The organism is Alsobacter soli (genome assembly GCF_003004785.1).
GTDB lineage: Bacteria > Pseudomonadota > Alphaproteobacteria > Rhizobiales > Beijerinckiaceae > Alsobacter > Alsobacter soli.
In genome coordinates, this window is record NZ_PVZS01000019.1 from 1 (window position 1) to 21054 (window position 21054).

A 21054-nucleotide genomic window follows, 5' to 3' on the forward strand; every position below is an offset into this window, starting at 1 on the left:
CTCGTCCACGCCCTGCTCGAAGCCCTGCCCGCCTGCCCGCCCGCGCACCGCCGGGCCGCCGCCGAGCGCCTGGTCGACGCCCGCGCCGCCGGCCTCGACGCAGGCCTGCGCAGCCGCCTCGTGGACGACGTGCTCGCCATCCTGGACGCGCCCGAACTGGCCCCGCTCTTCGGCCCCGGCAGCCGCGCCGAGGCGCCCATCGCCGGCGCGCTGCGCCTCGCGGATGGCGCGCCCTATCCCGTCTCCGGCCAGATCGACCGCCTCGCCGTCACCGCCGACGCCGTGCTGGTGGCCGACTTCAAGACCGGCGCCCCGGGCCCCGGCGATTCGGTCCCCGAGCCCTACGTCGCCCAGCTCGCCGTCTACCGCGCCCTGCTGGCCCAGCTCTATCCGGACCGCCCCGTCCGCTGCCTCCTGGTGTGGACCGCCGGCCCGAAAGCCGTGGAGATCGAGGGGCCTGCGCTCGACGCGGCGCTGGCCCGCATCAAGCCTGCGTGACGATCCCTTGACGCTCCCGGGAGGCGTCCATAGCTTCCGGGTCGACGTAGCGGATAAGCCGCTCCCATCTTCGCCGACGAGGCTCCCATGACCGAGAAGACCACGGACGCCACCTTCGCCGCCGACGTGCTGCAGTCCCCCGTGCCTGTGGTTGTCGACTTCTGGGCCGAGTGGTGCGGCCCCTGCCGCATGATCGCGCCTGCGCTGGACGAGATCTCCAAGGAGATGGCGGGCCAGGTGAAGATCGTGAAGCTGAACGTGGACGAGAACCCGCAGGTCGCGGGCCAGTTCGGCATCCGCTCCATCCCGACCCTGCTGATGTTCAAGGGCGGCCAGAAGATCAACCAGAAGGTCGGCGCCGACTCCAAGGGCGGCCTGGCCAAGTGGATCCAGTCCGCGATCTGAACGGCGCGTGCCGCAAGGTGGAAAGCCCCGGACAGACGTCCGGGGCTTTTGCGTTTGGCGTCATCCTTCGTCGGCCCCGGGTCAGTCTTTCCCGAGAAGCTCCGTGACCGCCTGGTCCAGGTCCTGGATCTGGAACGGCTTGTGGATGACCGCCGCGTCGATCTCGCGTCCCGAGATGTCGGCGTAGCCCGTCACCAGCAGCACCGGCGCGGTTCGCTCCCGCGACCGCAGGTGAGCGGCGAGTTCGAGCCCGTTCATCTCCGGCATGGCGATGTCGGCGATGACGAGATCCGGCCGGGCGTCCGCGTCGATGGCGGCCAGCGCCTCGGCGGCGGACTCGGCCTCGATCACCTGGTGGCCGAGTTCCTGGAGGAACTGCGCCGTCACGGACCGGACGGCGCGATCGTCGTCGACCACGAGGATGCGGCCGCTGCGGCGTTTCCGTTGGCCTGGCGTCGCGCCCGGCTCGTCCGCAGCCTCCCCGGCCTGTTCGCTGCGCGGGAAGTACAGCGTGATGGCCGTCCCGCGCCCGGGCGCCGTCTGGACGTCCACGGCCCCGCCCGACTGCTGCACGAGGCCGTACACCATCGAAAGGCCCAGGCCCGTGCCCTTGCCGATCTCCTTGGTGGTGAAGAACGGCTCGAAGATCCGCGCCGCCACGTCGGGCGCCATGCCCGATCCCGTGTCCCGGACCGTGAGGGCGACATAGTCGCCGGCCGGCAAGGTCAGCGCATCGCCGTCCGCGATCCGGGCGTTGCGGGTGGACAGCGTCAGCGTGCCGCCGTCCGGCATGGCATCGCGCGCGTTGACGCAGAGGTTCAGGATGGCGAGCTCCAGCTGCGCCGGGTCGATCAGGACCGGCCAGAGATCGTCGGCGCAGCGCTTCTCGATCTGCACCATGCCGCCCAGCGTACGCGCCAGCAGCTCGCTCATTTCCGCCAGCACGGTGTTGGGGTTGACGACGCGAGGCTCCAGCTCGCGCTGTCGGCTGAAGCTCAGCAGCCGATGGGTCAGGCTCGCCCCACGCCTTGCCGCGTAGGCGGCGTTGGCCAGGAGCTTGGACACGCGCGGATTGTCGTCGATCCGGCGAGCCGCGAGGTCGATGCTGCCGAGCACGGCGGTGAGCAGGTTGTTGAAGTCATGGGCGACGCCGCCCGCCAGCGTGCCAAGGGCCTGCATCTTCTCGGCCTGCCGCAGCCGGGCGTCGAGGCGGCGCTGCTCTGTGATGTCGCGCTCGATGACGGCGAGCGATTCCAGGGCGCCGGAAGGCCCGAAGATCGGCGTCCGGATCACCTGCCGCCAGCGAGGCCCGTCCTCCGACGCATGCTCTTCGACGACGTCCGTGGTCGCCTTGCGGGCGATGGCCTCGCGCTCCGCGTCCTGCACGGCCGCCGCCCGATCCGGGTCGACGAAATCGGCTTCCAGGCGGCCCAGGCAGGCGTGCATGTCGGCGCCGAGCTGCTCCGCCTTGCGGGCGTTCATGCGCACGAACCGCCCGGACGCGTCCTTGAACGCGATCGCGTCGGCGACGTTGTCGAGCAGGCCGCGCAGGAGGGCCCGCTCGGTCTGCAGCTCCAGCTTGAGCCGCCGCCGCTCCATCGCGCCGGCCACCATGCCCCGCAGCGCCGCCGGGTCCCAGGGCTTGGGCGCATAGCCCGTGATGCCGCCCCGGTTCAGGGCGCCCACCACGGCCGGCAGGTCCGCGTAGCCCGTCAGCAGGATCGCCTCGGCCTCGGACAGGCGGCGCGCTTCGGCCAGGAAGTCGTGACCCATCATGCCGGGCATCCGCTCGTCCGACACGATCACCATGATGTCGGGCCGGGCCCGCAGAAGCTCCAGCGCTTCGGAGGGCGATGCGCTCGTGATCACCTCGTAGTCGTCGCCCAGCAGGTCCTCGAGCGCGATCAGGATGTCGGGCTCATCGTCCACGACCAGGATGGCGCCGGGCGCCTTCTGGAAAGTCTCATGCAGGCTCATGGGCGGGTCCGCCGGGGGATCGTGATGGTGAACCGCGCCCCGCCGTTCGGTCCCGAGCCGACGGCGAGCGCGCCCTTATGGGCCTCGACCACGCTGAACGCGATCGCCAGGCCGAGGCCCGTGCCCGATCCAACGGGCTTGGTGGTGAAGAACGGTTCGAAAATGCGTTCCCGCAGCGCCTCCGGGACGCCGGGACCCGTGTCGGTGATCTCGATCGTGTAGGTCTCGTCGTCGCTGGCGGTCCGAATGGTCACACGCCCGCGTCCCTCCATGGCGTCCGCGGCGTTGCCGACGATGTTCATCACCACCTGGTTGAGCAGCGCGGAGCTGCAATACAACTCCCGTGCGCCCTCATACTGGCGGACGACCTCCACTCCCGTTGAGAGCTTGTGGGACAGCAGCGACAGCACCGTCTCGATGGACGCCGGCACGTCCACGGTCTGGAATTCGCCCTCATCCAGGCGCGAGAACTTGCGCAAATTAAGGACGATCTCCTCGATCCGCTTCAGGCCGACCCGCATGGAGGCGACGCGCTGCTTGGCCTTCGCGAGGGCCTGGGCGCCGGGCCCGTTCTCTCCGGTTTCCGCCAGGGCGGCGCCGAGCAGCCGCTCCACCGTGGCCTGGTGCGCAAGGCTGAAGGCCAGCGGGTTGTTGATCTCGTGCGCGATCCCGGCCACCAACTCGCCCAGCGACGCCATCTTGGCCGACTGAACGAGCTTGGCCTGGGCGTCCCTCAGCTGCACGTTCGCGGCTTCGAGCTCGGAGTTGGCCCTGGCGAGGGCCTCGGCCAGCGAGGCGCGGGCCTCGGCGGCCAGAGCCTCCGCCCGCGCGCGCTGCAGGTCGAGTTGCTGCTCCCGCCATTCCCGTTCGACGCGTCGGTTCTCGTCCCTGACAAGCTTGCGGCGCACCAGCGCCCGCAGCCTGACGACGAGGACCTCGGGATCCACGTCTTCCCCCACGACTTCGTCGGCGCCGCTGGCGAAGGCGTCGGCGAGCCGCCCGCCCGCGCCATCCGCCGCCGGCTCGATGGCCACGATGGGGAAGCTCGGTCCGTCCGCCGAGCCGTCCCCGGTCCGCAGCGCGTCGAAGGCTCGGCAAAGGTCGAGGTCGAGGCGGCCGCCCTGGAACAGCCCCACGATGACGCCGTCCCAATCGGCGGCGCGGTCGAACAGGGCCGGAACCTGGGCCATGTCGGTGACCATCTCGACCGCGTAGCCCTCGTCCGCGAGCAGCGTCCGCAGGAAGCCGAGCCGCGCACGGCTCGGGTCGACGACCGCGAGGCAGGGTTGCCGGTAGGCGACCCGCTCGCCGTGGCCCGTCGCAGCGGTCGCGTCGGGCGACCCGCCCTCCGACCGCCGCAGCAGGGCCTTGATCCGCAGCGCCATGATGTCGGGGGGCGTCGACTTCGAGACATAGGCGTCCGCGCCGCTCTCGAGTCCCTTGCGCTCGATTCCGTGCTCGCTGGCCTCGGTGAGCATCATCACCGGCACGGTGCGTGTGCGGACGTTCAGGCGGATCTGCCGAGCCAGCCCGTCGCCGTTCATGCCGGGCAGGTGGAAATCCGCGATCACCAGGTCGGGCAAGGGGCCGTTCAGGCGCTCGAGCGCTTCCTCGGCCGTGGGCGCCCAGTCCACGCCGTAACCCTGGCTTTCGAGCGCGTGGCTGAACTGCAGGGCCTGGGTGCGCGAATCCTCGACCAGCAGCACGCGGATGGTGGGGTCGCCGGGCATCAGGCGTCCCTCCCGGCGAGGCGCAGCAGCCGCGGCGCGATCAGGTCCAGGGGAAGGCTGATCCGCGACCCGCCCAGCCGGACCGCCGCGGCCGGCATGCCGTAGACGACGGCCGTGCTCTCGTCCTCCGTAATGGTGAACCCGCCCGCCTGGCGCAACTCCGCGAGGCCGCGCGCGCCGTCCTCGCCCATGCCGGTCAGGAGGACGCCCACGGCGCGGGACCCGGCGTTCTCCGCCAGCGAGTGGAACAGGGCGGTGGCGGAGGGGCGCTGCCCACCGACCGGCGGGTCGTCCCCGAGCCGCAGCAGGCCGTCGGGGCCGAGCGTCAGGTGCCGGTCGCCAGGTGCCACATAGACCCGCCCGGCCGCGGGGGCTTCCCCGGCTCGCCCGATCGCGACCGCCAGGGGCGTCACGCCGTCCAGCCACGCCGCGAAGCCGGGCATGAAGGGCGCGCCCATGTGCTGAACCAGCAGGATGGGGAGGGGAAAGGTCCGCGGCAGCCCGCCCAGCAGCTTGGCGAAGGCCGGCGGCCCGCCCGTGGAGGCGGCGAGGCCGACGATGCCGGGCCGCGCGGCTGACGGAAGGTCTTCGGCGTTCGCGGCGGGGCGCGCCGGCGCAGGGCGTTCCAGGCTCAGGCGGCGCCGGATCACCGGGACCTGGCTCATGATGTAGAGCTGGGTGCAGATGTCCTGCGCGATCGACTCGTATCCTGCGCTGGTGAGCCCGACCGGCTTCTCCACCACCGTGAGGGCGCCCGCCCGCAGGGCGTTCATGGAGATCCGCAGGTTCGCGTCCTCCACGCTTGCGGCGATCACCACGATTGGCGTCGGCCGCTCGCTCATGATGCGCCGGGTGGCCTCGAGCCCGTCCATGCCGGGGAGGCGGATGTCCATGGAGATCACGTCCGGCTCGATGCGGCCGATCTCCTGCAGCGCCTCCTCGGCCGAGGACACGGCCGCGGCGAGCTCGAGGCGCGGATCCCGCGCGATGATGTGGGCCAGGAGCTGCCGCACCACGGCGGAGTCCTCCACGATCATCACGCGGACGCGGGGCTTGGCTGTCCCGGTCACAGCAGTTGCCCGATGGTCGCCAGCAGCTGCCGCTGGTCGAAGTTCTGCTTGGAGATGTAGGCGCGGGCGCCCAGCTCAAGGCCCTTGCGCACGTCCTCCGGGGCCGCCCGGGAGGTCATCAGGATGACCGGGATCGCGGCGAGGCCGGGGTCGGTGCGGATGGCCTGGAGCAGGCCGAAGCCGTCCATGCGCGGCATCTCCACATCCGCGATCACGAGGTCGACCAGGGCCTCCCCGGAACGCAGGCGGCCCAGCGCATCGAGCCCGTCGACGCTGAGCAGAACGCGGTAGCCCTGGGCCTCCAGGATGCTCTTCTCCAGGGTGCGGGTCGTGATGGAGTCGTCGACGACCAGTATGGTGTGGTCGCGACGCTCGGCGGCGTGCTCGACCACGCCGAAGGCGCCCGCGCCCTGGTCGCGCAGCCAGCGCTCGACCAGGGCCTCGGGCGACAGCGCGAAGGCCGGCCTGTCGGCGTCCAGCAGCAGCGCGCCGGTCACCAGCGCGCCGTCACCCGAAAGGGCGGGCGCGGCGCCGACCAGCGCCGTGCGTACGTCCATGAACTCGTCCACCGCCACCGCGCACCGCCTGTCGCCCCGGCGCAGGAGCATGGCCTTGACGAAGCCGGCCTCCGCCGGAAGCTCCGCGCCCGCGCCTTCCACCAGCGCCGAGAGCGCCACCACCGGCACGGTAATGTCTTGCCCCCCCATCCGGATCCGTGTCGCGGGCCGGCCCTCGACGCTTTCGAGCGCCCCGACCGGGAGCCGGAGCAGGCGCTCGACCGCATAGGTGGGGATTCCGAAGTCGCGGGCGCCCACCCGCGCCATCAGCAGAGTTTGCCGGGTGGCCAGCAGCGGGGCGGAGATGATCACCTCTGCGCCCCACGGCCGGGCCGGGCGCAGGAGGACGCCGCCCTGAAGCCGGCGGGCGGCCTCGGCCGCCACCGAAAGTCCCATGCCGCGCCCGGACATGCGGTCCACGGCGGGCGCGGTGGAGAATTGCGGCTCGAACACCAGCGCCAGCAGCTGGTCCGGCGGGGGCGGCGGCTCGTGCGGCGCGCGGGCAGGCAGCAGCCCGCGCTCCACCGCCGCCGCCTCGATGCGCGCCAGGTCGGGCCCCCGCCCGTCGTCGCGCACGCTGACGACAAGCCGTCCGCCCTGCGAGCGGAACGACAGCGCGATCGTCATGTGCGCCGGCTTGCCGGCCGCCACGCGCGCGTCCGGCGATTCCGCGCCATGGCTGAGGGCGTTGCGCAGGAGATGCATCACCGGGTCCTTGAGCGCCTGCAGAACCCGGCGGTCCGCCTGGACATCCAGGCCGGACACCAGCGCCTCCACGTCCTGGCCCTCGCTGCGCGCCAGGTCGCGGACCATGCGCCCGAACCCGCCGAACACGCTGTCCGCCGGGGTGAGGGAGAGCTGGTCCACCCGGTCGCGGAGTCGCCGGGCCTGGTCGTCGGCGCCTGTCGCGGCGGCCCGCTGCCGTCGCGAGAGCGCCGCGGCCTGCCGCGAGGCCGCCTCGACCCGCCGGCGCAGGTCGGCGTCAGCGGAGCGGCCCTGCGCGCCTGCCGGCCGCGCCGTGAGGCTGCGGCTCAGCGCACGCAACTCCGCCTCGAGCGCTTGCAAGCCCTCGGTGACGCCCTCGTTCGCGCGCAGCCGGTCGAACAGGCGATGCATGTCCTCCGAGAGGCTGTCCGCCAGCGCGGCCGAGACCCTGAGCGTCTCGGCGGAGGCGGGCGCTGGCCCGGATGGCGCGGCCGGCTCCTGCGCCGCCCCAGGCGCGGCAGCTTCTGCGTCATGCGCGGCGGAGGCCGGTTCGGCTTCCGCTCCAGCCTGCGGCGTGCGCCCGGCCAGGAGGTCTTCGAGCGCCGCCAGGGCCGCCGCGGGATGGCGGGGAGAGCCGCCGGCCGCGACCTCGGCCGCAAAGGCCTCCACGGCGTCGAGGCCGAGCTCGATGACCCGCATGCTCGCGCGGTCGAGCTTCGCCCCGTCCAGCACGCCGTTGAACACGGCCTCCAACCGGTGCGCCAGCTCCTCGATGGCGGGCAGGTCGACGGCCCGCGCCGCGCCCTTCAGGCTGTGCGCCCGCCGGAAGGCGTCCCTGATGTCCCCGCCCTCGCCATGCTCCGCCTTTGCCAGCTCGCGCCGGATGGCTGCGAGATGGTCGCGGTATTCGGCGTCGAAGGCCGCCAGGAGCTGGGCGCGGATGTCGGACACGCCCGCCTCAGAACCGGTAGCGTTCGGCGAGCGTCAGCAACTGCTGCGACAGCTGGGACAGGTTGGCCGCCGCCGAATCGAGCTGGCGCGTGCCCGCCGCAGTCTGCTGGCTCGCCTGCCGGATGTTCTGCAGCGCGCCCATCACCTGCTCGATGCCGAGTTGCTGCTGGTTGGTGGACGCCACGATCTGCTGGAAGGTCTGCACGCTCTCCTGCACCCGGCCGGTGATCTCCTCGATGGTGCGCTGGGTGGTGTCCGTGCGCTCCTTGCCGGCGGCCACGCGCTTCACCGCCTCTTCGGTGAGCATCACCGAGGCGTTGATGCCCCGCTGGATGTCGCCCAGGATCGAGCGCACCTGGGCGGTGGCCTCCTTGGCCTGGTCGGCCAGGGTCTTCATCTCCGCCGCCACCACCGCGAAGCGCTGGCCGCTTTCGCCCGCGCCGGCCGCCTCGATGGCGGCGTTCAGGGCGAGCAGGTGCGAACGCTCGGAGATGTCGTTCACCGTGGTGGTGATCTCCTCGATCGCCTGGGTCTTTTCGCTGAGCGCGACGATGTTCTCGGCCACGGCCTCGGCCTGCTCCCGGATGGCGTCCATGGCCCGCGCGGTCTCGTCCACGGCTACGAGCCCGGCGTTGCTGGTCTGGGCGGTGGCCTGGGCCGAGGCGATCACCTCCTGGGCGCGCTTGCCGATCTGGGCCCCCGCATGGGTGATCTCGTCCACGGTCGCGGCCGTCTCCTGCACGGCGGCGAGCTGCTCCTCCACGCTCGCGGCCTGCTCCTGGGTGGAGGCCCGGATCTCGGCGGCGGATGCGTTGAGGTTCTCGGTGGCCTCGCGGCTTTGCCTGGCGAGCTGGCGCAAGCCCTCGACCATCTGGTTCAGCGTGACGCCCAGCCTCGCGATCTCCTCCGGGCCGGTGGTCGCCGTGCGGCCGCCGAGGTCCCCTTCGCCAACCCGCTCCACGAAGGCCATGAAGGCGTGCAGCGGCTGGGTGATCGAGCGCCGGATGCCGAACGCGATCAGGATGCCCAGCAGCCCCGCGATCGCGAGCGCCACCAGCACGGACGTGCGGCTCTCCTCGTAGACGTTGTTCACTCGCTTTTGCCCGGCCATGATGGCCGCGTTCATCACGTCCACGGCGGACGAGATCAGCTTGCCGAACGCGTTGTGGCTGGCGTCGATGGCCTGCATCGCGCCAGTCACGCCATTCACGTCGTTGGCCTGCGCGGCGGAGATCTGGCGCTCGCTGCCGGCGTGCAGCTGCCGCAGCTCCGCGTCCGCGTCCTTCAGGATGGTGGCGATCTGGCGCCAGGCCTCCGCGCGGTCCGCCGTCATCGCCACGTCGCGCAGGTTCTCGGCCGTGGAGATCGCCTGCGTCATGGCCGCCTCGGCCGCGAGAGCGTCCTTGCGCCAGGCCGGAACCGGGTCCTCGCCGGGCGCAGGCCGGTTCAGGGAGCGCAGCAGCGCCTGGGCGGCGATGGTCTGCCGCGTGGCGCGGGCCCTGTTCTGCAGGTCCTGGATGGCGCTGAGCTGGCGCAGCATCGTGACGTTCCGGTTCACGATGACTTCGTTGGTGTCCTTCACCTCCGCCACCTGGCTCAGCGCATATACGGCGAGCACGACCATCAGGGCGAGGACGGCCGCGAAGCCGAGGAGGACGCGGTTTGCGATCGAGATGGACACGGGGGATCAGGCTCCGGGGGCCGGGGAGGGGGAGAGCAGCGAGCGCACCAGGCGCTCTGCGTCGAGAAGGGTGACGATGGCCGGGCCGCTGGGCGTGGCCAGGGGCGCGTAGCCGACCGCGAAGGCGCTCCCGCCGTCCCGTCCCATGGCTTCGGCGGGCTCGGAGGCGGCGAGTGGTTCGACGGTCTGGACGGAATCCACGCGCAGCGCGAGGCGCGGATCTGCGCCCTTGAGCATGACGAACACGCCGGCTCCGCCCGGATCGCCGTTTGCGGCTCTGGCGACGCCGAGCGCCGTCGCGAGGTCCGCGGCGGTCGCGGTCCGCCCTTCATGGCCGAAGACGCCCAGAACGGCCGGAGGCGCCCCGGGAACCGGGGTGCAGGGTTTTGCGGGCAGCACGCCGGCCACAGACGCGACCGGCAGGCCCACGTGGTTGCGGCCAAGGCTGCAAACGAGATGGGCTTCGCCGTGGGCCGCGGCCGCGCGCGGGCCGATGCGGCGGCGCGCCAGTTCGCGCGTCCGCTCGTCGAGGATGCGGGCGCGACGGTCTGACTGGGGCAGGGGCGCTTCGTCGGTCATCGCGCCGCGCCCGGCTGCAGGGCCGCCCGGGCCAGCAGCGTCAGCGTGCCGGCGGTGAGCCCGTCGCCTTCGGGCAGTTCGGCGCCGCCCGGGAGGCCGGCCGCCAGGCGCGCCGCTGTGCTCAGCGATCGCCGGGCGGCGACCCGGTCACCGCGGCGGGCCAGCAGCAGGCCGAGCTGGTAGTGGGCCATCACGAACGAGCGGTCGAGGTAAAGCGCGCTGCGGAAGGCGGTCTCCGCCTCGCCGAGGCGTCCGGCGGACTGGTCCAGAAGCCCCCGATAGTAGTGCAGGGTCGGGTCGGTCGGGAGACTGGCGAGGGCGTCCTGGGCGAGGCTCAGCGCCCCTTGCAGGTCTCCCGCATCCGCCAGGCTCCGCAACCGCGAGAGCAGGTCCGCCGGGGAGGAAGCCACGGCCGGGGCGGCCGGAGGACTGGGCGTGGGCCGCGAGGGCGCAGGCCGGGGCCGCCGCTCTGGAGCCTTGCTGCTGTGCTTTCCATGGGCGGTTCGAACCACGGCCGCCGGCGCAGGCTCCGCCGGGACCTGCCCTTGCGTGGACCGAGCTTCCGAATCCGCAGCGGAGCCAAGTGGGCGGTAGGCCATCGCTCCTGGCAGTTCGACCGATTTCAGCGAGCGGGTGAACTCCGGGCTCGCCTCGGCGTGTCCCACAAGCAGCCAGCCGTTCGGCGCAAGGCACTCGCCGAGCGCCCGCACGATGCGGTTCACCGCCTCCGTGTGGAAATAGATCAGAACGTTGCGGCACAGGATCAGGTCGAAACCCGTGAACTGCAGGGGGGAGGTCCCGTCCAGCAGGCTCATGAGGTTGTGCCGCTCGAAATGGACCAGGCCCTTGTAGACAGGCCGCACGGTCCAGGGCCCGTTCGGGCCGTCGGCGGTGAACCAGCGCTCCCGGTCCTGCGGGGGCATGGAGCGCAGCGCCCACTTGCCGTAGGTCGCGGCGCGGGCGGTCTTCAGGAAAGCATCGTTGATGTCCGTGCCGACCACGCCGACGCGCCAGTCGGCCACTGCCTCGCCGAGCAGCTCGCGCAGCACGATGGCCACGGAATAGGCCTCCGCCCCTGTCGAGCACCCAGCGCTCCAGACCCGGATCTGGCGAGTGTCCTCATTGGCCCTGATGACGGCCGGCAGGATGGTGCGCCGGAGCGCCTCGAACTGCTCGGCGAAGCGGAAGAAAAAGGTCTCCCCGATCGTGATCTCGGCCTCGAGCGCGTTCCACTCGGCTTCGCCCCGCTTCGGGTCGGCCAGGAGCTCGACGTATGCGCCGACTGTGCCCGCCCCTGTCGCGCGCAGGCGTTTGGCGACCCGCTCCCACAGCAGCGGATCCTTGTCGTCGTAGTAGTGGTGGCCCGTGCGCGCGATCACCGCCTGCTTGAACAGGCGGAAGGCGTGCTCCTCGAGAGGGGGCGGACCGACGCGCGCCATGGCGATCATGGAGCCGCGCTCCACGCCTGGATCCGGGCCGCGGCCCGCAGGGTCCAGGCGTCGAGGGCGGCGCGCTCCTCGGCCAGCAGAAGCCGATCGGCGGCCAGGAGGTGGGTCAGCGCGCCGTCGTCGCTGATGGCGGCCTCGACGAGCCCGTTCAGGGTCTCCCCGGGCTGAACCGGCCGCAGGTCGTCTGCAGCCACTTGCCTGAGGCCCAGCGCCCGGTCCGCGAGGAATCCGACCCGGCGCGCCGCCACGTCGCGGCGGAGCCGGACGACATGACCATAGAACGGCTCCGCTTCGGCCCCCTCATCAAGGCCGAGCAGGGAGGCGAGCCTCAGCACGGGCAGCACGCTTCCGCCCAGGTCCATGAAGCCCGCGAGGGCAGGGGCCGCCTCGGGCGGGCGGTGGAGCCTCGGCACGGGCAGGATCTCGCGCACGACATCGGCCCGCAGCGCGCATCGGCGGCCACGGATGTCGAGCGTCAGGATCGTGAATCGTCCCGGAATGGCGTGCCCCCCTTTCGGTCGCCGGAACCGAAGGGCGACGAAGGTCGGCCGCTAACGCTCAAGCTGCAGGATGGTTCCCTGCGCTCCAACGGGAGGAGGTTCCCCATTCGCCTTGGCGGCGATTGCGCAAAGTGCCCCGGGCGGTTCGCATCGGGCGCGGGAGCCAATCGCAGGGGTCGGGCTGCCGGCTAGGCCTGATCGCGGCGTCGGCTCTCGTGGGGGATGTCGCAGGCCGTCGTCAGGGGCGCATGGACCGGCGAATGCCCCTGGGCGATCCGGCGGAGCGACTTCGCCCCGACGCTCGGGTCGAAACCTGGATCCTTGGCCGCCGCTTCTTCGGAGCGGGGTTCATCCGAGATGAACAGGGTCAGGACTCCGAGGATCACGAGGACGTGCGCTCCCAGGAGAGCGCCCCAAAGCGCTCCTGCGCCTCCGAAAAAGAAGGCTCCGCCCGCGGCCCCGGTCACGGCCCCCAGAAAGCCGAGGAATGCCAGCGCTGATCCGGCCATGGCGTTGCTTCCAACATGGTTTCCTCACCATCTAGTGAGGTCTATGTAGGAAAGCAAGCCAGATAAGGGTGGAAGTGAACAGAATAAGTTCTCAGTATTTCTTGGATTTATTACGCCGTGCATTAACGGTTTAAGAAAATCAGCTCGCCGACGGGCTCGACGGCCCAGGCTTCACGGTCGGAGAAGGCGGGCGAGCCGCCGGGGCTGATCGCCCACAGGCGCACGGTCGGAGGGCCGAGGCGGATTTTCGCCGGCATGTCCTGACGTTGGTCGCGACAATGGACGGAAGCGCCCGGGCGCGGCAGTGGCCTCGCCCGGGCGTGCAGGTCAGGGCTGCGGGTCAGCCGCGATCCTGGCGCCACCAGGAGGTCGCCGGCCCGAGCCCGACATGCGCATACGCGAAGGTGCCGTCGCGCATGGCGGCGCGCTCCGCCAGCGTTTCGCGCAGCAGCGCCAGGCCGATCCCCGCGAAGGCGCCGAACAGGATGCCGAGACCGATGAAGATGATCCCGTTGGGGAAGGCGGCCTTCAGGGGCGCCGAGGCGCGCTGGATCACCCGGACGTTGGACAGCTTCGCGGCCCGGAAGTCCTCGTTGATCTGCTCTTCCATGGCGCGCTTGGCGTACTGCTCCGCGTTGTAGGTCGCCAGCGCCACGCCGCGCTTCAGTCGCTCGAATTCCGCCTGGTTCGCCAGCAGTCCCGAGAGCTCCTGGTTGATCTTGTTGAGTTCCTCGGTCTGCTGCTTGGCGACCTCCTGCAGTCCCAGGATCTCGGCGTCGGCCATCCGGAACGCGGCCATCGCGTCCTGGAACACCTTCACCATCAGCAGGGGAGGAGCGTCCCCGCCGCCCTGCGTGCGGCCGCCCTCGCCGCGGGGCGTGACGGTGTTCCCGTTGTGGTCGACCGTGCTCAGGCTTTCCACGAAGCTGAGCACGAAGGGCGACCCGGTCACGGGCTTGAGCAGCTTCAGCTGGTTTTGCAGGGCCGCCTTCTGGCCCATCTTGTCGGCCAGCTGTCCCCGGGTCGTGCTCAGGGCCGCCTGCAGCTCGCTCGCGCGCTTCAGCAGCAGCGAGCGCTGGTCTTCGATCGAGTAGATGTGGCCGGTCTTCACGAAGTTCTCGAACTGCGCCGACTGCTTCTCGACCTCCGCGTCGAACCGGGCCGTCTGCACCCGGAAGAAGCTGATCGCGCCCGGCTTGTCCAGCAGCTTCATCTGCCGCTCCATGAACGCCTCCGCGAGGGCGTTGGTGAAGCGGGCGGCGATCTCCCGGTCCGGATGCCGGAAGGAGATCTTGAGCACGTCGGTGTTCGGCTCGGTGTTCACCTTGATGGATTTGTTCAGCTGAGCCACCGCGATGTCCATCGGGTCGATCGGCTTGTGGTCTTCGGGCGAGAGGCCGCGCACCTGCCGCACCATGGCGCGCAGCTTGCCGCCGAATCCGTCGAGTTGGGTCTGCTCGCGAAGGTCCAGGTTGGCCATGCCGACGCGCTCGATCGCGGCGCGGACCACCTCGTCGCTCTCGGCGATGCGCGCCTGCGAGTTCACGAAGTCGGCGCTGCGCTTGGCGGGATCGGGCGTCTCCGTGTTCGAGGCGCTCTGGCCGATCAGCAGGGACGTGGTCGCCTCATAGGAGGGCGTGACCAAGAGATAGGCGGCGAGGGAAAGTAGAGCGCCTAATATGATAGCAAAAGACACGGTGACCCAATGCCGCCAGACGGCAGCGAATATAGACGTCAGTGACGGGTCGAAGGTTCGTCTCTCGATCATGCGAGATTAATCCCATATATATCGCCAAGCTGCAGCTTGAGCTTGAAGCGGATAGCTCCGTGAACCCCTCGGCCGCATATAACGACTTGCGCTACCGCACCGCAACATGCAGTTTTGTTAGGTCGTCGCCGGTCGGGCGAGGCCCGCCAGCGAGCCAAGCTCGGCGTTCCCGGAGCATCGAACGTCGAGGGCGCTTCAAGCGTTTCGATCCCCAGTGACCCGATTTTCATCCTCTGCAACCTCCTCTGGCCGGCTGCGGGCGAACCGCTCGTTGGGATTTTTGCTGCGCCATGCGACGGCGACAGTGGGCCCGACCTCGACCGCCGTCGCGCAATTCGCCCTGTCGCTGCTGCTGCTGCACCGGCTTGCGCCCTCCAGCTTCGGTACGTTTTCGTTCCTCCTGACGATGGCCCAGTTCAGCACCGGGGTGTCCAACGCCCTCGTTTGCGCGCCGTTGGCCGTGGCCGCGGCCGGGCGGGAAGGCGGAAGCCGCGCAGGTCCGGAGATCCCGGCGCTCTTCGCCGCCAACCTGGTGTTCAGCGGATTCGCGTTCGTGGCGTTCTGGGCGTTGGGAGCGCTTCTCGGGGGCTCCGCCTTGTCCTCGGCGCTGTTCGCAGGCTTCGGGGCCGTTGGGCTGCTGCGCTGGTTCGCCCGCGCCAACGCCTATGTTGAGGGCGCCCCGCTGCGCACGGTGGCTTCGGACGTGCTCTACAGCGTGACCCTGGGAGTCGCCGTGCTCTCCTCGGGCTTCGGCGGGATCGCGCGGGAGGAGCAGGCCTACGCAGCCTTGCTGGTGGCGACCGTGGTCGCCATGGCCCCCTTCGGAGGAGCGTTCGTCGCCCGCCAGTGGAGCGCCCTGCGCGGCCCCAACCTGGCGAACTACGTCACGGTCTGGCGCCAGCACGCCCGGTGGACACTGCTGGGCGTGGTCACCACGGAAGCGACCGCCAACGCCCACGTGTACCTCGTCACCCTGCTCGCCGGGCCCGCCGCCTACGCCACCCTGGCGGCGAGCTCACTGCTGATCCGCCCCCTCAGCGTGATCATCAACGCCCTCACGGAATTCGAGCGCCCGCGCCTGGCGCGCGACCTCCACGCGGGGGAGCGGGAAGCCGCCCGGACCACCCTCGCCAGCTTTCGCCTGAGCCTGGTCGTGGCCTGGCTGCTCTCGGCGGCGCTGGCCCTTGCGGTGCTTCGCTATGCGCCCACGCTCCTGTTTTCGGCCCAGTACTCGGTCGCTGAACTGAGCCTGGGGGCCGCCCTCTGGATGGCCGTCGTGGCCGTGCGGGCCTGGCGCGCGCCTGAAAGCACGCTGCTGCAGGCCGCGGGCCACTTCAGGCCGCTCGCCTATGCGAGCGTGATCTCGTGCGGCGTCTCCGTCGTGGGGGTCGTCCTGGCCCTCAAGCTGGCCGCGCCGGTCTGGTCGCTGGCCGGCGTCCTGCTCGGGGAAGCCGTCTTCATGGCCTGGACCCTGCGCCAGGCGCGGCTGCGCTGCCCTTGAGACCGTCGCCCTTCGGCCCTGAACCGTCCGCATTCCAGGATCATTTGCGCCCCATGGACGCCATCGCAGCCGATTCCTCCACCCTTCGCGCACGCCCCGCTTCGCCCGCTCCGGCGGGCGCGAAGCGCCATGTCTGGCGGCCGGACATCCAGGCGCTGCGCGGCTGGGCGGTGCTGATCGTGGTGATCCAGCACGCCGGCGCCCGCTGGCTGCCGGGCGGCTTCCTGGGCGTCGACATCTTCTTCGTGATCTCCGGCTTCCTGATGGGCGGCATCATCCTTCGGGAGCTGGAGGAAGGCAGGTTCAGCTTCGCCAACTTCTATGCGCGGCGCGTGCGCCGGCTCCTGCCGGCGGCCTACGCCACCGTGCTGGTGACGGCCGTATTGGCGGTGCTCCTGCTCGACCCGTTCGAGTTCCAGAACTTCCTGGCCCAGGAACTCGGGGCCTTCACGTTTACGATCAACTATGTGCTCTGGCGCCAGGTCGACTACTTCAACAGCGACGCCGTGTTGAAGCCGCTCCTGCACATGTGGTCGTTGTCCCTGGAGGAGCAGTTCTACATCGTCGCGCCGGTCGTTCTGTGGCTTTGTCCGCGGCGTTTCCGGATCTGGCTCGTGGCGGCCCTGGTCCTCGCCAGCTTCGCCTTGTGCGTGGTCTTCGTGCAGCGCAGCCCCGCGGCGGCCTTCTACTTCCTGCCAACGCGGGCCTGGGAGCTCGGCGTCGGCATGCTGGCCTACGCATGGGCGAAGCCCGGGCTCGCGTCGCGGCTGCGCCAGGTCACCCAGGCTGTCTGCGCGGCGTTCCTGTTCGCGGCGCCCTGGGTGTTCAACGACCACGGACACCCGGGCATGCCGGCTCTGGCCGTCTGCCTCGCAACCGCGGCCATGCTGGTTGTTGGCGGCGCGCAGCCGCTCCCGGCTCCGGCCCGGCCGCTCGGCTGGCTGGGCGACCGGTCCTACAGCCTTTACCTCGTGCACTGGCCGCTGCTGTCGCTGGTCGCCAATGTGTTCGTGGAGCCCCCGCCGGGGTGGGTGAACGCGCTTGTCCTCGTGGCCTGCCTGGCCTGCATGGAGCTCCAGTATCGCTTCGTCGAGCAGCGGTTCCGGACCATGAAGGTCTCGCGCGCGGCGCTTGCGGGCCTGGCCGCGATTCCGGTTCTGGCGCTGGTTCCGCAGGTCGCCCTCACCCGGTTCGCCGATGGCTTCCAGAACGTCCGCGCCGCCAACGAGGGATTCGGCGAGGACTGCGCCTATGGCTCGAGCTTCACCGACATGCCCGAGTGCCGCAGCGGGCCGAAGGCGCACGTGCTGGTGTGGGGGGACTCCTTCGCCATGCACCTGGTGCCGGGCCTTGACGCGACCGTGGAGGGTGGCGTGGTTCAGGCTTCGCGCCCGGTTTGCGGGCCCTTCCTCGGCATCGCTCCGGTGGACGGGGTGCAGTACAAGCGTGATTGGGCCCTGAGTTGCATCGCCTTCAACGCCTCCGTGCTGGATTACCTGAAGTCACGCCCGGAGATCGACACGGTGGTGCTGTCCAGCATCCTGCGCCCCTACCTGCCGGGCGCCGACAAGACGCCCTGGCGCATGCTGGTCCAGGGCGACGCTGGCGACGACAGGACGGCCCCGCCGGACGCGGCGCTTCTGCGGGACGCCCTGGCGCGGACGGTGGCCGGCATCCGGGCGGCCGGGAAGAAGGTGGTCCTCGTCGCGCCGCCGCCATCCTCCGGCGCGGACCTGGGGCGATGCGCGGATCGCCTGCGCTCAGGGAAGCCGACCGTGGCTCCAGGCGAGGGCTGCTCTTTTCCGCGGACGGTCTATGAGGCCAATCGCGCCCCCATCCTGTCTTTTCTGGCGGATGTCCGCGCCAGCGGGACCGTCGACGTCATCGACTTCGACCAGGCGCTGTGCGGCGACGGCCGCTGCCGGGCGGTGGAGGACGGCGTGGCGCTCTACCAGGACTCCGGTCACCTGAGTTCCCAGGGTTCCGTGCTGCTCGCCCGAGCTGTGGGGCTGGACAGCCAGATCCGGATGCGGGCGCGCTAGCCCTCAGTCATCCCGCTCGGCAGCCGCGCGGCGCATTCCGACCCCGCAGGATTCGAATCACGTCCCGTGAACGGCTTTCCGTCGGCGCCTCAAACCGCGTCAGGCGCCGCCTTATTGTGCCCCAGCAGGCCGAAAATTTCCGCCGTACGCAAATGTACATTGATGGAACGCTCTCGTATTCCATCAAATGACGATAATTACGATATCGTCATGAATGGTTGATACGCCAATAGAGCCCTAGCATTGGCCCGCCAAGCTTCAGCTTGGACCTAATACATACTGCCATATTTCGGCCATATACGGAACCAGAACGAGGCCATATGCCTTAATGGCCCGGGAGTTGCTTTATGAGCCCCAGGTGATATTTGCGCTGCGGGGTACATGCGCCGAACTCGACCAGGAGAGCTCGAATGAACTCGAACCTGTTTGCTGAGGCTGGGCACGCCGGCGTGGACCGGCTGTCGCGGACCGCAATCAGTTTCAGACGCGTCCCCGAATACGTCCTGGGTCTGGAGATCGCCTTGATCTCCATGGTGGGGATTGGTTCGGGCGCTGCTTACGAACAGGTCGTCTATGGCGCCGTGAATGACTGGTCGCGGCACATCGGGATCGCGCTCGCCGTCTGCGCGCTTTACGGAGGCGCCACCGAACTGCGGGGCCTGAACGAACCGACCGCCATCCTGAAAGGGCGGCGCCAGATGGCCAGCGTGGCCGCCATCTGGGCGGTGGTGTGGATGTTCGTCACCCTCGTGGGCTTCTTCCTCCACATCGGAGACAGATTCTCGCGCGGGTCCGTGATCACCTTCGCCCTGGCGGGCGGCGGCGCTCTCTTCGCCCATCGCGCCTATTGGCGTCACCTCATGCGCGAGTCGCTCGCCTCGGGGCGCTTCAAGGCCATGCCGGTCGGTCTGGTGACCTTCGGCGGGGACGGCTCCGGAAGCTTCGCCAGCATCGCCAGGAGGCTGAAGCGCCTCGGGCTGAGCCCGGCGCATCACCTCGTGCTGCCGGAGGAGGCCGGCTGGGACGAGACCCAGGCGGCCATGCTCCGCTTCTGCATGGACGCGCGCGCGGCCGACGTTCAGGAAATCCTGATCGCCGCCGGCTGGGAGCACGCCCAACTGGCGATGCGCCTCGCCCAGACCGGCCGCTCCTTGCCGGTCCCGATCCGCCTCGTGGCGACGGGCGACCTCTCCCAGTTCCTGGCGCGCCCGAGCGAGCAACTGGGCTTTCTCACTGCGGTCGAACTGCAGCGCGCTCCGCTGAGCGGGGCCGAGCGGTTCACGAAGCGCGCGCTGGACATCGTGGTCGCGGGCGTGGCTCTGGCGACGCTCGGACCCTTGATGGCCCTTATCGCCATCGCCGTGCGCCTGGACAGCCCCGGGCCGATCCTGTTCCGCCAGCACCGCCAGGGCTTCAACGGCAAGGTCTTCAAGATCCTGAAGTTCCGCAGCATGACGGTCCAGGAGGACGGCGCCGCCGTCCGGCAGGCGCAGAAGAACGACCAGCGCGTCACCCGCATCGGCGGGTTCCTCCGCCGGACCAGCCTCGACGAGCTCCCGCAGTTGCTGAACGTCGTCAGGGGCGACATGTCGCTCGTCGGGCCCCGGCCCCACGCCGTCGCCCACGACAATTACTACGACGATCTCATCGCCGACTACGCGCTGCGCCGGCACGTCAAGCCAGGCCTGACAGGCTGGGCCCAGGTGAACGGCTGCCGCGGCGAGACTCCCACGGTGGACCGCATGGCGGCCCGGGTGCGCCTCGACCTCTGGTACATCGACCATTGGAGCTTCTGGATGGACGTCAAGATCCTGTTCTTGACCCTTCGGGCGCTTCGCGGGGCGAACGCCTACTGATGGCCGGGCCGACGGAAATGACCGCCGCCCGCGACGGGCGGGCGCTGTTCGGCGCCGCAGCGGAAGCCACCCCGGCGGCCGGACGGACGACCTCTGCCATCGGGGCGGGGGAGCGGGCCGGCTACCGCCAGCCTCGCCTGGCCTTTCTGCTCACCCACACCGCGCCGGGCGGCGCACAGGAGCTGTGGCGCGACCTCGCCGCGGCCTTCGCCAAGCGGGGCTGGGCGGTGGACCTTTGCGCCCTCTACAGGACGCCAGAGCAGACCGACCCCGGCGACGGCCGCGACTGGGTCTGTTTCGCGCCCGATCGCCCGGCGTCATTCGGAGACAAGCTCGCCATGGCCCGGTCCCTGGGGCGCTACCTGCGCCACGCTCGGCCCGACGCCGTCGTGAGCGCGTTGCCGCTCGCCAACGTGCTCGGCCCGCTGGTCGGACGATTCGCGTCGCCGGCCACTCGTTTCATCACGTCCCATCACACGCCGGTCCAGACCCACAACCGGGCCCTCGACGCCCTCGATGGCGTGGTCGGAACGCAGCCGAACGTGGCCGCCGTCGTGGGAGTCTCGCGGGCCGTTTGCGATTCGCTTGCCGGTAAGCCGTGGCGCTATCGCGCCAAGCGGGCCACGATCCTGAACGCCCTTCCCCCCGAGGTGGAGGAGCGGCTCGAGATGCTCCGCGCCGCTCGCCAGGGCAGGCCCCGCGCCCGCCGCCTGGTCGCCACGGGCCGGCTCGCGGCCCAGAAGAACTACGGCGTCCTGATCCGGGCCTTGGCCCATATGCCGGACGTCGAGCTGGCCATCGTGGGCTCGGGACCCGACCGGGAGCAACTGGAGGCCCTGGCGGCCGAGCGCGGGGTCGCTTCGCAGGTCGCCTTCATGGGCCAGCGGGGACGCCGCGAGGCCCTGGACATCCTCGCCGCCGGTGATGTGTTCGTGCAGCCCAGCCTCTTCGAGGGGCACAGCCTGGGGCTGATCGAGGCGGCCAAGCTGGGGCTGCCGCTGGTCGTCTCCGATGTGCCGGTACAGGTCGAGGGCGTGACAGGCCCGGAGGGCGAGCGCTGCGGAATCGTGGTGGGCGCGCACGACGACGAGGGGCTCGCGCGGGAAGTGCGCGCCCTCCTGGATGACCCGAAGGCCTATGAGGCCTGGGCGTCCAGGGCGTCGTTGCTCGGCGCGGCGGCGCGCTTCGAAACCATGGTGGAGGGCTACGAGACCCTCGTCCGGGCCGCGCTCGGCGCGCGGTCGCCCCAGCACTCCAAGACCTGAGGACGCGAACCG

Annotated in this window: 16 protein-coding genes; 6 read left to right on the forward strand and 10 right to left on the reverse strand. The window is 70.6% G+C overall.

The genetic code is table 11. The features are described from left to right. Positions 1 to 498: PD-(D/E)XK nuclease family protein (locus SLNSH_RS16395; RefSeq protein ID WP_196240271.1), on the forward strand; the 498-nt coding region annotated here is incomplete at its 5' end. Between the two features lie 87 nt (positions 499 to 585). Next, positions 586 to 903 carry a thioredoxin gene (gene trxA / locus SLNSH_RS16400; protein WP_106338095.1) on the forward strand — a complete coding sequence of 106 codons (318 nt, stop codon included), beginning with the start codon at positions 586 to 588 and terminating at the stop codon, positions 901 to 903. An 81-nt stretch (positions 904 to 984) separates the two neighbouring features. On the opposite strand, the gene SLNSH_RS16405 is transcribed toward trxA, so the two are convergent. From SLNSH_RS16405 to SLNSH_RS16450, 10 genes are all read right to left on the reverse strand, one after another. After that, positions 985 to 2880: a response regulator gene (locus tag SLNSH_RS16405; protein WP_106338096.1), complete on the reverse strand. Its 1896-nt coding sequence runs from the start codon at positions 2878 to 2880 to the stop codon at positions 985 to 987. Next, complete coding sequence (locus SLNSH_RS16410) at positions 2877 to 4610, reverse strand: ATP-binding protein (protein WP_106338097.1); 1734 nt, start codon at positions 4608 to 4610, stop codon at positions 2877 to 2879. Before SLNSH_RS16410 ends, SLNSH_RS16405 begins: the two co-directional genes overlap by 4 nt. After that, the gene (gene cheB / locus SLNSH_RS16415; protein WP_106338158.1) at positions 4610 to 5647 is read right to left on the reverse strand and encodes a chemotaxis-specific protein-glutamate methyltransferase CheB; all 1038 of its coding nucleotides are present in this window, start codon (positions 5645 to 5647) and stop codon (positions 4610 to 4612) included. Before cheB ends, SLNSH_RS16410 begins: the two co-directional genes overlap by 1 nt. 29 nt (positions 5648 to 5676) lie before the next feature. Next, a complete protein-coding gene (locus SLNSH_RS16420) occupies positions 5677 to 7893 on the reverse strand; it encodes a hybrid sensor histidine kinase/response regulator (protein WP_106338098.1) in 2217 nt (738 codons plus the stop codon). Positions 7894 to 7900: 7 nt separating this feature from the next. After that, positions 7901 to 9574, reverse strand: a complete 1674-nt coding sequence (locus SLNSH_RS16425; RefSeq protein WP_210202525.1) for a methyl-accepting chemotaxis protein — start codon at positions 9572 to 9574, stop codon at positions 7901 to 7903. Between the two features lie 6 nt (positions 9575 to 9580). Next, entirely contained in the window at positions 9581 to 10153 is a 573-nt protein-coding gene (locus SLNSH_RS16430; protein WP_106338099.1) for a chemotaxis protein CheW, read from the reverse strand. Continuing rightward, positions 10150 to 11616 (reverse strand): CheR family methyltransferase, encoded by a 1467-nt coding sequence (locus tag SLNSH_RS16435; protein ID WP_245422381.1) that lies wholly within the window; start codon positions 11614 to 11616, stop codon positions 10150 to 10152. Before SLNSH_RS16435 ends, SLNSH_RS16430 begins: the two co-directional genes overlap by 4 nt. Next, entirely contained in the window at positions 11598 to 12101 is a 504-nt protein-coding gene (locus SLNSH_RS16440) for a chemotaxis protein CheW (protein WP_106338100.1), read from the reverse strand. Before SLNSH_RS16440 ends, SLNSH_RS16435 begins: the two co-directional genes overlap by 19 nt. A 188-nt stretch (positions 12102 to 12289) precedes the next feature. After that, complete coding sequence (locus tag SLNSH_RS16445) at positions 12290 to 12610, reverse strand: hypothetical protein (protein ID WP_106338101.1); 321 nt, start codon at positions 12608 to 12610, stop codon at positions 12290 to 12292. Positions 12611 to 12950: 340 nt separating this feature from the next. Next, on the reverse strand, positions 12951 to 14378 hold the full coding sequence (locus SLNSH_RS16450; protein WP_106338102.1) for a GumC family protein: 1428 nt from the start codon (positions 14376 to 14378) through the stop codon (positions 12951 to 12953). A gap of 304 nt (positions 14379 to 14682) precedes the next feature. Here SLNSH_RS16450 and SLNSH_RS16455 point away from each other — a divergent pair, with 304 nt between their 5' ends. The 4 genes from SLNSH_RS16455 (at position 14683) to SLNSH_RS16470 (ending at position 21042) form a co-directional block, all read left to right on the forward strand. Then, positions 14683 to 15879 (forward strand): MATE family efflux transporter, encoded by a 1197-nt coding sequence (locus tag SLNSH_RS16455; protein ID WP_106338103.1) that lies wholly within the window; start codon positions 14683 to 14685, stop codon positions 15877 to 15879. Positions 15880 to 15932: 53 nt separating this feature from the next. Further along, the gene (locus SLNSH_RS16460) at positions 15933 to 17921 is read left to right on the forward strand and encodes an acyltransferase family protein (RefSeq protein ID WP_106338104.1); all 1989 of its coding nucleotides are present in this window, start codon (positions 15933 to 15935) and stop codon (positions 17919 to 17921) included. Between the two features lie 410 nt (positions 17922 to 18331). Next, positions 18332 to 19777 carry an undecaprenyl-phosphate glucose phosphotransferase gene (locus SLNSH_RS16465; protein WP_106338105.1) on the forward strand — a complete coding sequence of 482 codons (1446 nt, stop codon included), beginning with the start codon at positions 18332 to 18334 and terminating at the stop codon, positions 19775 to 19777. Beyond that, the gene (locus SLNSH_RS16470) at positions 19777 to 21042 is read left to right on the forward strand and encodes a glycosyltransferase (protein WP_106338106.1); all 1266 of its coding nucleotides are present in this window, start codon (positions 19777 to 19779) and stop codon (positions 21040 to 21042) included. Before SLNSH_RS16465 ends, SLNSH_RS16470 begins: the two co-directional genes overlap by 1 nt. Positions 21043 to 21054: the final 12 nt, after the last annotated feature.

Bases quoted from the DNA above. Each gene is read 5' to 3' on its own strand.
- trxA (WP_106338095.1), top strand. From the start codon at position 586: ATGACCGAGAAGACCACGGACGCCACCTTCGCCGCCGACGTGCTGCAG.
- SLNSH_RS16405 (WP_106338096.1), bottom strand. From the start codon at position 2,880: ATGAGCCTGCATGAGACTTTCCAGAAGGCGCCCGGCGCCATCCTGGTC.
- SLNSH_RS16410 (WP_106338097.1), bottom strand. From the start codon at position 4,610: ATGCCCGGCGACCCCACCATCCGCGTGCTGCTGGTCGAGGATTCGCGC.
- cheB (WP_106338158.1), bottom strand. From the start codon at position 5,647: ATGATCGTGGAGGACTCCGCCGTGGTGCGGCAGCTCCTGGCCCACATC.
- SLNSH_RS16430 (WP_106338099.1), bottom strand. From the start codon at position 10,153: ATGACCGACGAAGCGCCCCTGCCCCAGTCAGACCGTCGCGCCCGCATC.
- SLNSH_RS16445 (WP_106338101.1), bottom strand. From the start codon at position 12,610: ATGGCCGGATCAGCGCTGGCATTCCTCGGCTTTCTGGGGGCCGTGACC.
- SLNSH_RS16450 (WP_106338102.1), bottom strand. From the start codon at position 14,378: ATGATCGAGAGACGAACCTTCGACCCGTCACTGACGTCTATATTCGCT.
- SLNSH_RS16460 (WP_106338104.1), top strand. From the start codon at position 15,933: ATGGACGCCATCGCAGCCGATTCCTCCACCCTTCGCGCACGCCCCGCT.
- SLNSH_RS16465 (WP_106338105.1), top strand. From the start codon at position 18,332: ATGAACTCGAACCTGTTTGCTGAGGCTGGGCACGCCGGCGTGGACCGG.
- SLNSH_RS16470 (WP_106338106.1), top strand. From the start codon at position 19,777: ATGGCCGGGCCGACGGAAATGACCGCCGCCCGCGACGGGCGGGCGCTG.